Origin of the sequence: Actinocrispum wychmicini, from assembly GCF_004345645.1 — a bacterium.
In the GTDB taxonomy this organism is placed as follows: domain Bacteria; phylum Actinomycetota; class Actinomycetes; order Mycobacteriales; family Pseudonocardiaceae; genus Kibdelosporangium; species Kibdelosporangium wychmicini.
Genome location: NZ_SLWS01000001.1, coordinates 1,366,257 through 1,379,080 on the forward strand (window position 1 = coordinate 1,366,257; position 12,824 = coordinate 1,379,080).

The 12,824-nt window shown below is 69.3% G+C and carries 12 protein-coding genes; 8 read left to right on the forward strand and 4 right to left on the reverse strand.

Translation table 11 applies throughout. The features are described from left to right. Positions 1–52: 52 nt before the first annotated feature. Entirely contained in the window at positions 53–475 is a 423-nt protein-coding gene (locus EV192_RS06945) for a DUF6907 domain-containing protein (RefSeq protein ID WP_132112138.1), read from the forward strand. 50 nt (positions 476–525) lie between these two features. On the opposite strand, the gene hisN is transcribed toward EV192_RS06945, so the two are convergent. Then, positions 526–1,308, reverse strand: coding sequence for a histidinol-phosphatase (gene hisN, locus EV192_RS06950; protein ID WP_132112140.1), 783 nt, complete (start codon positions 1,306–1,308; stop codon positions 526–528). A gap of 12 nt (positions 1,309–1,320) precedes the next feature. Here hisN and EV192_RS06955 point away from each other — a divergent pair, with 12 nt between their 5' ends. Further along, positions 1,321–1,998 carry a response regulator transcription factor gene (locus EV192_RS06955; protein WP_132112142.1) on the forward strand — a complete coding sequence of 226 codons (678 nt, stop codon included), beginning with the start codon at positions 1,321–1,323 and terminating at the stop codon, positions 1,996–1,998. Between the two features lie 4 nt (positions 1,999–2,002). Then, complete coding sequence (locus EV192_RS06960; protein ID WP_132112144.1) at positions 2,003–3,283, forward strand: ATP-binding protein; 1,281 nt, start codon at positions 2,003–2,005, stop codon at positions 3,281–3,283. Here the strand turns inward: EV192_RS06960 and EV192_RS06965 are convergent, their stop codons facing one another. From EV192_RS06965 to EV192_RS06975, 3 genes are all read right to left on the reverse strand, one after another. After that, positions 3,284–3,799, reverse strand: coding sequence for a GtrA family protein (locus tag EV192_RS06965; protein ID WP_132112146.1), 516 nt, complete (start codon positions 3,797–3,799; stop codon positions 3,284–3,286). It lies immediately after the preceding gene. A 45-nt stretch (positions 3,800–3,844) separates the two neighbouring features. Further along, a complete protein-coding gene (locus EV192_RS06970) occupies positions 3,845–4,402 on the reverse strand; it encodes a GtrA family protein (protein WP_132112148.1) in 558 nt (185 codons plus the stop codon). Between the two features lie 120 nt (positions 4,403–4,522). Continuing rightward, entirely contained in the window at positions 4,523–6,805 is a 2,283-nt protein-coding gene (locus tag EV192_RS06975) for a sigma-70 family RNA polymerase sigma factor (protein WP_132112150.1), read from the reverse strand. 198 nt (positions 6,806–7,003) lie between these two features. On the opposite strand from EV192_RS06975, the gene EV192_RS06980 reads away from it, so the two are divergent. The 5 genes from EV192_RS06980 (at position 7,004) to EV192_RS07000 (ending at position 12,821) form a co-directional block, all read left to right on the forward strand. Further along, positions 7,004–7,810: a GGDEF domain-containing protein gene (locus EV192_RS06980; RefSeq protein WP_132112152.1), complete on the forward strand. Its 807-nt coding sequence runs from the start codon at positions 7,004–7,006 to the stop codon at positions 7,808–7,810. Positions 7,811–7,908: 98 nt separating this feature from the next. Continuing rightward, positions 7,909–9,258, forward strand: coding sequence for a glycosyltransferase 87 family protein (locus EV192_RS06985; protein ID WP_243726669.1), 1,350 nt, complete (start codon positions 7,909–7,911; stop codon positions 9,256–9,258). Further along, positions 9,255–10,454 (forward strand): glycosyltransferase family 87 protein, encoded by a 1,200-nt coding sequence (locus EV192_RS06990; protein ID WP_132112156.1) that lies wholly within the window; start codon positions 9,255–9,257, stop codon positions 10,452–10,454. Before EV192_RS06985 ends, EV192_RS06990 begins: the two co-directional genes overlap by 4 nt. Next, the gene (locus EV192_RS06995) at positions 10,451–11,620 is read left to right on the forward strand and encodes a glycosyltransferase 87 family protein (RefSeq protein WP_132112158.1); all 1,170 of its coding nucleotides are present in this window, start codon (positions 10,451–10,453) and stop codon (positions 11,618–11,620) included. Before EV192_RS06990 ends, EV192_RS06995 begins: the two co-directional genes overlap by 4 nt. A gap of 7 nt (positions 11,621–11,627) precedes the next feature. Beyond that, positions 11,628–12,821: a 5-(carboxyamino)imidazole ribonucleotide synthase gene (locus EV192_RS07000; protein WP_132112160.1), complete on the forward strand. Its 1,194-nt coding sequence runs from the start codon at positions 11,628–11,630 to the stop codon at positions 12,819–12,821. The last annotated feature ends 3 nt before the right edge of the window (positions 12,822–12,824 follow it).

Here is a 12,824-nt window from a genome sequence, read left to right on the forward strand (position 1 = left end):
ATGCCAGCACGCCCACGGATCGGCCCACTGTCCAGGAAGAGGAACAATCCCAATGCCCATTCATGACGTCTCCATCCAACTTGCCGCGGATCAGGACCAGCGTCCCTACTGGCTGACCGGACCGTGCCCATGGTGGTGCAGCGATGTACACGCGGACAGCGATGTCGCCGAAGAGCGAGTGCACATGTCCAGCACACAGATGTGTGAGATGGAGCTGAAGAGCGAACGCCCACTCGGCGGCGAGGCTGACTTCCTTCCCTTCGAAATCACCGCCTGCCTGCACCAACACATCCGTGAAATCGGCCCGCGAATCGCGATTGAGCCACTGCCGCACAATCGCTCCCGGCTTTACATGCTCCCCGACGAGGCCATGGAATTCGGCACGTGGCTCATCCGCCTCGCGACCATGGCCGACCGGAAAACCGGACCGGACAACCAAACTGCGGCCGCGCACCCTAGCTATTGCCATTGCTGACCGTGGGTGTCGGTCCGGGACGATCTGGCCGCACACGCCACCGACGTAGTTCAGGAGGTGAGCTTGGCCAAGGCGGCGTCGTGCAAGCGGCCGTTCGTGGACAAGGCCGAGCCGCCTTCGAACGTGGCGACGCCGGCCAGGTCGGTGAACCGGCCGCCGGCCTCCTCGACCAGGACTTGCAGAGGGGCCACGTCCCACGGGTTCACGATCGGCTCGGCCACCACGTCCAGCACGCCTTCGGCCACCAGACAGTGCTGCCAGAAGTCGCCGAACGCCCGGCTCTCCCAGCAGGCGTCCACCAACCGCAGGTACGCCTCCCGCGAGTGGTACTTCACCCACGAGCCCAGGTCGGTCGTTGACACATAGGCGTCGTCAAGATCGTCCACACCGGACACGCTCAGCCGGCGGCCGGTGTCCGTGTACGCGCCTTCGCCGGCCGAAGCCCACCACCGGCGGCCCAGGGCCGGCGCGCTGACCACGCCGACAACCGGTGTCCCGCCGTCGACAAGGGCGATCAGCGTCGCCCACGCGGGCATGCCACGCAGGAAGTTCTTGGTGCCGTCGATCGGGTCGATCACCCAGGTCCGGCCCGTGCCAATGGTGCCGCCCCGCTCCTCGCCGGCCACGGTGTCGGCTGGGACCTCGGCGGCGAGCACGGCCCGGATGGCGTCCTCGACCGCGGTGTCCGCGTCCGTCACGGGCGTCCGGTCGGGCTTCCGGCTGACCACCAGATCCAGCGCGCGGAACCGGTCGGACGTGATGGCGTCGGCTGTTGCCGCAAGACGCAACGCCAAGTCAAGGTCTGATGACACAGACCTGATGTTGTCACGCATACAGTGGTGGCCGTGAGTGTGGTGCTGCTGGCCGAGGACGACTCGGCGATCGCAGACCCGTTGTCACGTGCTCTGCAGCGTGAGGGATACGCGGTGGAGGTCGTCACGGACGGGCTGAGTGCGTTGGAGTTCGCCGACGCGGGTCGAGCCGACCTGCTCGTGCTGGACCTGGGCCTCCCCGGGATGGACGGGTTGGAGGTCTGCCGGCGGTTGCGTTCGTCCGGACGCGGCCTGCCGGTGTTGATGCTGACCGCGCGCGCGGACGAGGTCGACTTCGTGGTCGGCCTGGACGCGGGCGCCGACGACTACGTGGCCAAGCCGTTCCGGCTGGCCGAGCTGCTGGCCAGGATCCGGGCGCTGATGCGCCGCCAGGCACCGGGCACGGTCGAGGTGAACGGCGTGAAGATGGACCTCGCCGCCCGCCTGGTGACCGTGGACGGCGCCGAGATCACCTTGGCCAACAAGGAGTTCGAGCTGCTGCGGGTGCTCATCCAGCGGGCCGGCCAGGTGGTCACCCGGGAGGAGATCCTGGCCGAGGTGTGGGACGACGGGCCGGAGCGCAAGACGAGCAAGACGCTCGACATGCACATGTCGTGGCTGCGCCGCAAGCTCGGCGAGATCGGGCCGCGGGCCACCGAGCGCCGGATCGCGACCGTCCGCGGCGTCGGCTTCCGCTTCAACTCGGACTGACGGGATGCGCCGGCGGATCCTGCTCGCCATCCTGCTCGCGGTCGCGGTGACCACGTGCGCCCTCGGCATCCCGCTCGGCTATGTGGCGTTGCAGCTGGTGGAGACGGGGAGCAGGGACACCCTGCGGGCACGGGTGCAGCAGATCGGCGTGCAGCTGGACGACGACCTGGCCAATCACAAGCTGGACATCGACAAGCTCCAGCTGGTGGTGCAGCAGAACGCCCGGCTCGTGGTGCGGGTGCCGGGCCATCCGGTCGAGACGCTCGGCCCGGATCCCGGGCCGGACCCGCTCGCCGAGCAGATCGAGATCCTGCAGGGCGGCACGGCCATCCTGGAAGTGCCGTCCTCGCCGACGCGGGCCAAGCAGACGCAGATCGCCGGGTTGGTGGTGCTGACGATCGCGCTCACCATCGCGGTCGGCAGCGCGGTGGCCATCGTGACCGCGAACCGGCTGGCGAAGCCGCTCGGGCACGTGGCCGACCGCGCGGCCCGGCTCGGTGCCGGCGACTTCCGGCCGGACCGGCAGCGCTACAGCGTGGCCGAGCTGGACCGGGTCGCGGAGGCGCTGGACACGTCCGCGACCGCGTTGGCCGAGTTGGTGCAGCGGGAACGTGAACTCGTCGGTGACGTGTCCCATCAGCTGCGCAGCCGGCTGACCGCGTTGCAGCTGCGGCTGGAGGCGTTGGTGCACACGGTGGCCACCGACGAGGAGGCCAGCACGGACGCGGTGGCCGCGCTGGAACAGGCCGAGCGCCTCGGGGACGTACTGGACGAGCTGTTGGCCGCCGCGCGGGAGGCCCGTGCGACCGACGCGGAACCGCTCGACCTGGCCGCGGAACTGCCGGCCATCGCGGGCGAGTGGCGAGAACCGTTGCGCAACAAGGGTCGTGCGTTGCGGGTACGGGTGCAGGACCGGCCGTTGGCCCGAGCGACCCGGACCCGGCTCAGTGAGGCCATCGGTGTGCTGCTGGACAACGCGATGCGGCACGGCGCCGGAACGGTGTCCTTGTCGGCCCGTCAGGGCGACGCGACCGTGGCGATCGAGGTGACCGACGGCGGTACCGGCGTGCCGGACGAGCTCGTCGCGCACATCTTCGACCGGGGCGTGTCCGGCGGCGGGTCGACCGGGGTGGGCCTGGCGCTCGCGCGGGCGTTGGTGGACTCGGACGGCGGCCGGCTGGAGCTGTCCGCGGCCCGCCCGGCGACGTTCACGATCTTCCTGCCCGTGCCGCGTGCGGACGAGGTGCGGGGCGTTCGGTGGCCGGCGGAGCGTTCGCCCCGGTAGTCATTCCGGGTCGGGGACGATCCTGGGGCGGGCGTTGGCCTTGGGGAAGACCCAGCGGCGGAAGCCCCAGAACCGGAAGAACATCGCGAGCAGCATGCCGATCACCGAGCCGGAGAGGAAGTCCGCGACCTCCTGGACCCACCGGTCCACGAACGGCACCTGCAGGTGGAACACGTACCGGGACAGGTACGGCGGGATCAGGTTGATCAACAGTCCGCCCGCGCTGATCAGAAAGAACAACGCGGCCTCGTGGTGCCGGTCCCGACCGCCCCTGGTTCGGAACGACCATTCGCGATTCAGGACATACGAGACAATTGTCGCGATAATGACCGAAATGGCTTTGGCCGTAATCGGTTTGGCGTCCAGGACCGTCAGCTTCAGGAAGAACCACAGGCCGTTGTCGATGAGAAACGTCGTACCACCGACGATGGCGAACTTCAGCAGCTCACGGTGTTTGACGAGAACGGATCGCAGCGGCTCAGGGACCTGGGCCAGCACGCTCTCGACAAACGACACACCTGAAGTCTACGAAAACTTGCGGTCACACGGCGGTTTCAGTGACTACGCGGCGCGCTCGGCCTCGTCCTCGCCCACCGCGCGCAGCCGCCGCGAGGAACGGGCGGCCCGCGTCCGCGCGTTGGCCTCCGGGAAAACCCACTTCTTAAAGGCCCACCAGCGGAACACCATGGCCAGCAGGGTGCCGATGATCATGCCGCTGATGAAGTCGGCCGTCTCCTGCGTGAAAACCGTCACATCAGGGGCGCGGAGGTCCAGCACGTACCGCGACATCCACAGCGGCGCCGAGTTCAGCACCACGCCGATCCCACTGATCAGGAAGAACAGGGCAGCCTCGTGATGGCGCTCACGGCCGCCTCGGGTGTGGAACGACCATTCGCGGTTCAGGATGTACGACACGATCGTGGCGACGATGACCGCGAAAATGAGGGCCGTGACCGGGTGCGCCTCCAGGATCGTCCACTTCAGCGAGTAGTTCACGACGTTGGTGACGGCGAAGCAGACCCCGCCCACGACCGCGAACCGCAGCAGCTCACGGTGCTTGAGCATGAGCTTGCGGACTGGCTCGGGAAGCCGCGAGAGCACGGTCTGCACAAAGGCCATGCACCCGAGCCTACTGATCGCTTTCACCGTCGGTGACACCCACCCTGTCACAACGGCCACACGAGCGATCGCCGATCACAACCCGGTCACGTTTAGTGGCGGGTGCCAGTTGATCATGTCTCAGCGGGGGCCTGGGCCAGGTTTCTCCTTGCACTGACCGGTCAGTACGGCCAGCAGTCGCTCGATGTCGCCCATGCCGTCGCACGAGTCCTTCGGCGGCGGTTGTGACGTGCGCGTCGCCGGCGTGCTCGGCGTTGTCGTCACCGGCGGCGAGGACGGCTCCGCCGGCTTGGTCTGGCTGGACGAGCCGGGTTTCTCCGCGGGCGGGTCGGCCGGCGGGGGGTTGTCGGCGGGCGGCGGCTTGGTGCCCGTGGTCGGCGGGGACGTCGAAGTGGGCTTCTGCGGCTTCGGCTTGGTGTCCTGCGGCGGCACCGGCCAGTCCCACCACGGCAGCTTGACCACGGTGGACGCGCTCGCCGTGCCGAGGGTCGCGGTGACGTGCACCTTCCGCGAGTGCCACTGCGACAGGTCGGACCGGTCCTGGTCGTCCCAGCCCCAGTCCTTGAGCCGGACCCGCAGGTAGAACCGGTCGCCGGGCTTCAGGGTGTCGTCGGTCACGCAACTGGTCGTGGCGCCGTTCGACGTGCACGACGCCGACGGCCACGCCGACAACAGCGTCGCGGGCTGGTCGAACGTGACGGTCACCTGCTTGGTGCTCTCGCCGGTGTTCTTCGCGATGGCCTGCACCGCGGGCGCGTGCGAGAAGCCGGGCGCCGGGATCCCGAGCCAGTCCGGGAAGGCGAAGATCGACACCCCGTCCTTCTCGACCGGCGGCTGCACCTCGATCTGTACCGACAGGTTGACGCTCATCGCCGTCCCGGCGCTGATCACCCCCGTGATCACGCCGCCGGTGCTGTCCTTGCTCGCGACGAGCCGGAACAGCAGCTTCACCGTCTCGCCGGGCTGCAGCCCGTGGCCGCTCGTGCACGTGACCGTCCCGGTGCCGCCGGGACAGGAGACGTTCGTCGTCTGGGCCGCGTCCAGCCGCAGCAGCGGTTCCCCGGCCATCCGGGCCGTCCCGACCGCGCTCACCCCGTTCGGCAGGGCCAGCGCGGCCGTCACGGGCTCGGACGGGCTCTCGCCGCTGTTGGTGATGGTGATCGGCAGCTCGGCCGGTGCGGCGCCGGGGATCAGCGTCAGCGACGTCGGCGTCGGGACGTTGAGGCTCGGCGGTCCGGGCAGCTTCGGCGGCGCGGGTGTGGGGGACGGCGAGGGTGTTGGCGAGGGGGACGGCGGCGCGGGTGTCGGCGTCTCCTGGGACGGCGTGTTCTGCGGCGGGGGCGGTGGTGTCGGCGGAGGCGCCGGTGGATTCGGCGCGGGAACCGACGACGAGGTGGGCACCGCCGGTGGTGCCGGCTGGGCGGCCGGGATCGTCTGCTCGGACTGGCCGGCCGCCAGCGCGATCGCGATGGCCGCGACCAGCGCAGTGGCGGACGCGGCGACACCGATGAACTGGCGCGGCAGCGAGGCCGCGGCGCCGCCGGCGGCGGCTCCACCCGTGGCGCCGGCCGCTGCGGCACCGACGGCCGCCACGGTGGCGACCTTCGTGGTCGTCGCCAGGTAGCCGAGCGCTCCGGCGCCGAGGACCAGCGGCGCGACGATCCCGCGCAGGCCGCCGTTGACGTCGGCCAACTCGGCCGCGAGGGCACGGCATCGGGCGCATTCGTCCAGATGCGACTCGACCTGTGCGGTCTCCCGCTTGGACAAACCGCTGCGCGTCCACGCGCCGAGCCGCTCGGCCGTCGCGCGACAGCGCTCGTTGTCACTCTCAGCCAAATGCACCTGTAGGTATGCCTGCCGCAGGCCCTCCCTGGCCCGATAGGCGAGAGCACTCACACCATTGGGTGTCAATCCCAGGATCGGGGCAACCTCTGCGGGTGATTGACCTTCTACTTCGGTGTGCCACAACACCGCTTGCCACCGCTCAGGCAGCCGCGCGAACGCCCGAGCGGCCAACGACCGCTCCAACCCGGCGACCGCCGTGTCGGAGAACGGGATCGCGGTGTCCGCGCCGGCGACCGTCGTGACGTCGTCGGACAGCTCGACCTTGCGATCTCGGCGGGTCTTGTCGTACGCGGTGTGGCGCAGGGCGGTGAGCAGGTACGCGCGGAAGGCCGAGTCCGGACCACGGCCGGCGCGCAGGGTGTCCAGGACTTTGGCGAACGCCTCGGAGACCAGGTCGTCGGCTTCGGCCTGGTTGCGGGTGAGCTGGCGAGCGAGGTTGTACGCCGCACCGACGTGCCGCTCGTAGAGCGACCCGTATGCCGAAACTGTGCCGTTGCGTACCGACTCGATCAGTTCGGCGTCGCTCGGTCCGTGCACGTCAGCGGGAACCGTGGACACGTGCCTCCCTAGTAGCTCACCGTGATGCCGGACCAGTGTGACTGACGGACATTACGGAGTCATCTCCGTCATCGCTCGACGCTAGCTCTCAGTAACGGGGTCCATCGTTCGAATGACAAGTCGGCAGAAATCGCGTCACGCATGAGGCCTAGCCGCGTTCCAGCATCGGATCTTCAGAAGCGAGAGGAACGGGTGACTGTGGCGGTTCGCGAAGCGGGTTCACGTTCGCCCCATGGTGCGGAGGCCGCCCTGCGGTCCCTGCGTGCCCGGTGGCGAACCGCGAGCATCGCAGCCGGCTGGCGGTACCCGAGCGACTGGGCCCTGCCCGAAGTCGACTCGGTGTGCGCGTCCGCCCTGGTCAAGGCCGATCTGGCGGACCCGCTGGCGGAGCTCGCCCGGGCTCGCGCGGCCTCCGGGGCGGGGCTGGACGAGACCCTGACGGACGTCGCCGCCCTGCACGCGGTGCTGTCGGACCCACGGCTGGTGGCCGCCAACCCCGACGCCGTGCCCGCGCGACTGCTCCGGCTGACGGCCCTGGCCTGGGCCGACGTGTCCAACCTGGAGATCGCCCGAACCGAGGTCAGGGAGAGCCTGACCGGTCTGACCACCTCGGCGTACCTGCGGACCAGGCTCGGCGAGGTCTACCGCCAGGCGGCCCGGGACGGCGGGGCGGTCGGGCACGTCCTGCTCACCGTCGGCATCGACCTGTCCACGGTGATCGGCTGGTCCCGGTTGATGGCCATGGTGCTGGCGGCGGACGTCCTGAGACAGGTCTTCGACGGCGGCGAGAGCCTCGCCCTGCTCGGACCGTCGGTCGCGGTAGTGCTCACCGAACGTGACGGGAACTTGGCTTTGCGTAGCGCACGGGCTCGGATGATGCTCGCCGAACGTCTCTCGGTCGACCCGCAACTGCACACCCTCGGCGCCGTTGAAGTGCGCCTGCACCACCTGCCGGAAACGCACGAACAGGCCTGTGCGCTCGTCGACACCCTGGGCCGGGCCTGAGGCAACGTTCGACACAACTTCGACACAACACAGTGTCACCGACAGGAACCAGGGGGTTCCGGCCACGTTCGGGTGGTTCTCATGATTTGCTGTTAGTCGTGAGTGAAGTGGCCGAGCGCAGCGGGGAAGCGCCCGTCCGACGGGCGGAAGGACGGGTGACCCAGGCAGTCGTCTGGCTGGTGGGGTCCTGGCGGGCGATGTGGGTGATCCTCGCCGTGCCGTTGGCGTTCATCCTGACCGCGATCATTGTGTACGTCGTACACGGCAGGATGGGGGTGGACTCCGCCGTCTACCGGGCGGGTGGTGTGGCGCTGCTCACCGGCGAGCCGCTCTACGACAGCATGACCCTCGGCGCCGAACCGTGGTGGGCTCAGCTGCCGTTCACGTACGCGCCGTCGGCGGCGTTGTTCTTCGTGCCGCTCGCGTTCCTGCCGACGGTCCTCGCGTGGGGTGTGCTGACCGCGGTGTCGGTGCTGGCGATGAGCGTGGTCATCCGGATCATCCTGGACAAGGTGCCGAACCGGCCCAGTTGGCTGGTGCCGACCAAGGCCACGATGTGGTTCTCGATCCTGCTGCTCACGATCGAACCGGTGTGGCGCACGCTGTTCCTCGGCCAGATCAACCTGCTCCTGCTGCTCATGGTCGTGCTGGACGTCCTGGTGATCACCGGGGCCGGCGGCCGGCTCGGCAAGTGGGGCGGTGTCCTGATCGGGATCGCGGCCGCGGTGAAGCTCATCCCGTTGATCTTCGTCGCGCACCTGCTGCTGACCGGGCGGCGCGCGGCGGCGGTCCGGGCGTTCGCCACGTTCGCCGGCCTGCAGGGCCTGATGTTCCTGATCACGGCGCGGGACACCTGGCACTTCTGGACCATCACGGCCTTCGGCGACCCGATGCGGATCGGACCGGTCTACTGGAACGGCAACCAGTCGCTGACCGGGCTGCTGTCCCGGATCACGCTGGCCGACCCCAGCTCGGCCAAGATCGCCATCCTGGTCGGCGCGGTCCTCGCGATCCCGGCGGCCCTGCTGGTCCGCCGCTTCCACCGGCACAACATGGCGGTGGCCGCGCTGATGGTCAGCGCGTTCTTCGGCCTGATGGTCAGCCCCATCTCGTGGACCCACCACTACGTGTGGGTGGTGCCGCTGCTGGTGATGCTGGTCGCCCGGATGCCCGACCCGTTGCCGCAGGGGATCAAGCGGATCGCGCGGGCGGGGATCGCGCCGCTGCTGGTGTTCCTGGTGTTCGTCAGCTGCGTCCTGCTGATCATGCGCGGCGGGTGGGGCAAGGAACTGCTGTGGCACTGGTGGGAGTTCATCCCGGGCAGCGCGTACATGATCGTCCCGGTCGGCGCGGGTATCGCGATCGGCATCCGGGTGCTGCGCAGACGGCGGAAAGCCCGCGCCCAGTCCGCGGCCGAACCCCGGATTCCCGCCGGCCATTCCACGTGAAGTACTCGCGCTGGATCGACCTGGCGTTCTATGTCGGGTTCGGGGTGGACGCGGCCTACACGGCAGTGTTCAACGAGTTCTACGGGTTCCGTGTGTGGGGGAACTTCGCGGTCTTCGGCTACGCGTTCGCGGCCCTGCACACGGCGATTTTCATCGCGTTGAAACGGCCCGCGTCGCGGTGGGTGCCGGTCGGGTTCGTGGTCACACTGAGCGTGCTCGTGCCGATGTTCGTGTTGGTGGCCAAGCGGATGACCGGCCGTGACTGGGGTTCGCCGGCGTCCTCGATGACCGCCCAGCCGGAGGTGTGGGCGATCGAACGAGCCGGGAACCTGTTGCTGCACACCGGTTCCCCGTACGTCGACCTGCACACGCTCACGCGGCCGGTGGTCGTCGACGACTTCACGCCGTACGGTCCGGCCATGGCGTTGCTCGGGCTGCCGAGTGCGGTGTTCGGCCGGTCCGTGGTCACCGACGCGCGAGTTGTCGCGCTGGTGGTCAGCGTCGCCGTCCTGGCGGTCGCGGTGCGCATCGCCAAACCAGATCTGGCTGTCCGGCCGGTCCAGTTCGTGCTGCTGACGACGTACGTCACATTGCCCGCCGCGACCGCGGGCAACGACCTGCCTGTGGTCGCGTTGCTGATCCTGTCGGCCGTACTGGCCACAAGGGACAGACCGGAGTGGGCCGGGCTCGTCCTCGCGTTGGCCGCCAGCATGAAACTGACCGCCCTGCCGGCGGCGGCCGTCGTGGCGGTGGCGATCTGGGCGCTCAAGGGCCGGCTGGGCCGGTTCCTGGTCGCGTTCGCGGCCGGCGGTGTCGTGTTCACCGGGCTGTCCGCAGCCGTGAACTTCGACGCGTTCATCGACAACGTGATCAAGTTCCCGGCGAACGCGGCCGAGGTGCGGTCGCCCGCCGGCAGCCCGCTGCCGGGCCACCTGCTTGAGCAGACCGGCCCCCTCGGACATGCGGCCGTGCTGGTCCTGATGGCGCTGGCGGCCGTGGGGATGGTGTGGTGGCTGCTGGCCCGGCCGCCCAGGACGACCGCTGAGATCCTGCAGCGCGTCGCCATCGGTCTCGGCCTGGCCATGCTCCTGATGCCGGCCACCCGCTGGGGCTACCTGATCTACCCGGTGACACTGCTGGGCGCGGCGCTGCAGACGTGGCGGCCGGCGTTCCTGAAAACCCGGGTTCTCACATGAGATGGGTGGTTCTCGGCCTCGTCGCGGCCGCTTACGTCGTGTGGGGCGTGGTCACGTGGGTCCAGAACCTGCCCAACGGCGGTGACACAGCCGTCTACCAAGCCGGCGCGGCCAGCCTGTTGCACGGATTTCCCTTGTACGACAACGACATACTGCCGACAGAACCGGGATACGCGCGGCTGCCGTTCACCTACCCGCCGGTGGCCGCGCTGCTGTTCACGCCGCTCGTGATCGTTCCACCGCAGGTCGCGTGGGGGATCATGAACGCGCTGTCCGTCCTGGCGCTCGTCGGTGTCGTGTACGTCGTGCTGCGCAAGGTGCCGCGGCGGCCGTCGTGGCTGCGGCCGGAGTGGGGCGCGGTGCTCCTCGGACTCGGCCTGCTGCTGACCGAGCCCGTGCGGGTCAACCTCGGATACGGGCAGATCAACCTGTTGCTGATGGCGTTGGTCGTGCTGGACGTACTGGCGCCGACCAGGTTCGGCGGCGTGCTCGTGGGGGTCGCCGCCGCCGTGAAGCTGACGCCGTTGATCTTCGTCGTGCACTTCCTGCTGGTGGGGCGCAAACGGGACGCTCTGCGCGCGGCGGGGACGTTCGTCGGCCTCCAGGCGCTCATGTTCGCTATCGCGCCGCACGACGCGTACCGGTTCTGGACGCACACGGTGTTCGACTCGTCCCGGATCGGCCCGACGAACTGGTCGTGGAACCAGTCGCTCGGCGGGATGATCCGGCGGTTCAGCGAACAGGCGTCCTGGTCACAGCCTGTCGCGTACGGCATCGGCCTGGTGCTCGCGGTAGGCGCGGCGGTCCTGGTCAGGCGGTACCGGGACCGTCCCGCCTGGGCGATGCTCGTCACCGGCTACCTGGCGTTGCTGGTCAGCCCGGTGTCCTGGGTGCACCACTGGGTGTGGGCGGTGCCGCTCGTGGCCGTGCTCCTGGCCGAGGCCGGGTGCGGCAACAAGGTCGCGCGGTGGCTGCTGCCGGTGACCGTGCTGCTTTTCACACTGCCGATCCTGCGGTGGATCCCACACGGCGAGTTCCGGGAGTACTCCTGGACGGCGTTCGACATGATCTTCGGCAACGGGTTCGTGCTGTTCCCGGTGGTCGCCGGGGTGGTGCTGCTGGTCCGGTCCTCGCGACGGACCCCGGAGTTGGCGCAGGTAGGGTGACCTCTCCGTGGACCCCGTTACCGGCCTGCCCCGCGTCGGCATGGTGGGCGGCGGCCAGCTGGCCAGGATGACCCAGCAGGCCGCGATCGCCCTCGGCCAGTCGTTGCGCGTGCTCGCGATCTACTCGTCCGAACCCGCCGCCCTGGTCACCCCCAACGTCACCCTCGGACATCACACGGACCTGGACGCGCTGCGCGAGTTCGCGCGCACGTGCGACGTGATGACGTTCGACCACGAACACGTGCCCACCGAGCACCTCCGGGCGCTGGTCGCGGCGGGTGTCAAGGTCCATCCCGGCCCCGACGCCCTGATCCACGCGCAGGACAAACTGGTGATGCGGGACCGTCTGGCGGAGATGGGCGTGCCTGTCCCGGAGTACGCGCCCGTCACGGAGCCCGCGGACCTCGTGCGGTTCGGCTCGAAGTACGGGTGGCCGTGCGTGCTCAAGGCCGCGCGTGGTGGCTACGACGGCCGTGGCGTGTGGATGGTCGGCTCTGAGGCCGAGGCGGTGCCGTTGGCCACGGAACTCCTCGCGGCTTCAACGCCGTTGCTCGTCGAGGAGCGCGTGGAGATGAAACGCGAACTCGCTGCCTTGGTCGCGCGTTCGCCGTTCGGTCAGGGCGCGGCGTGGCCGACTGTGGAGACCGTGCAGAAGGACGGTATCTGCGTCGAAGTGCTCGCGCCCGCGCCTGACCTGTCTCCCGCGCTGGCCGCGGAAGCCCAGGAGTTGGCTCTGCGCGTGGCGTCCACGTTGGGCGTCGTGGGCGTGCTGGCGGTGGAACTGTTCGAGACACCGACCGGTCTCGTCGTGAACGAACTGGCGATGCGGCCGCACAATTCGGGGCACTGGACCATCGAGGGCGCCACGACATCCCAGTTCGCCCAACACCTCCGAGCCGTCCTGGACTACCCACTGGGCTCCACGGACCCGGTCGCGCCCGCCGTCGTGATGGCCAACGTCCTCGGCGCCGCCACCTCACCCTCGATGGGCCCGGACGAGCGTATGCACCACCTGTTCGCCCGATTCCGCGATGTGCACGTGCACTACTACGGAAAAGCCGAACGGCCAGGCCGGAAGATCGGTCACGTAACCGTTCTCGGCCAGGACATGGCCACCGCCCGCACCCGTGCGCGCCTCGCCGCGGACTGGCTGTCCACAGGCATGTGGACGGACGGCTACGACATTCACGGAGGAAACTAGTGG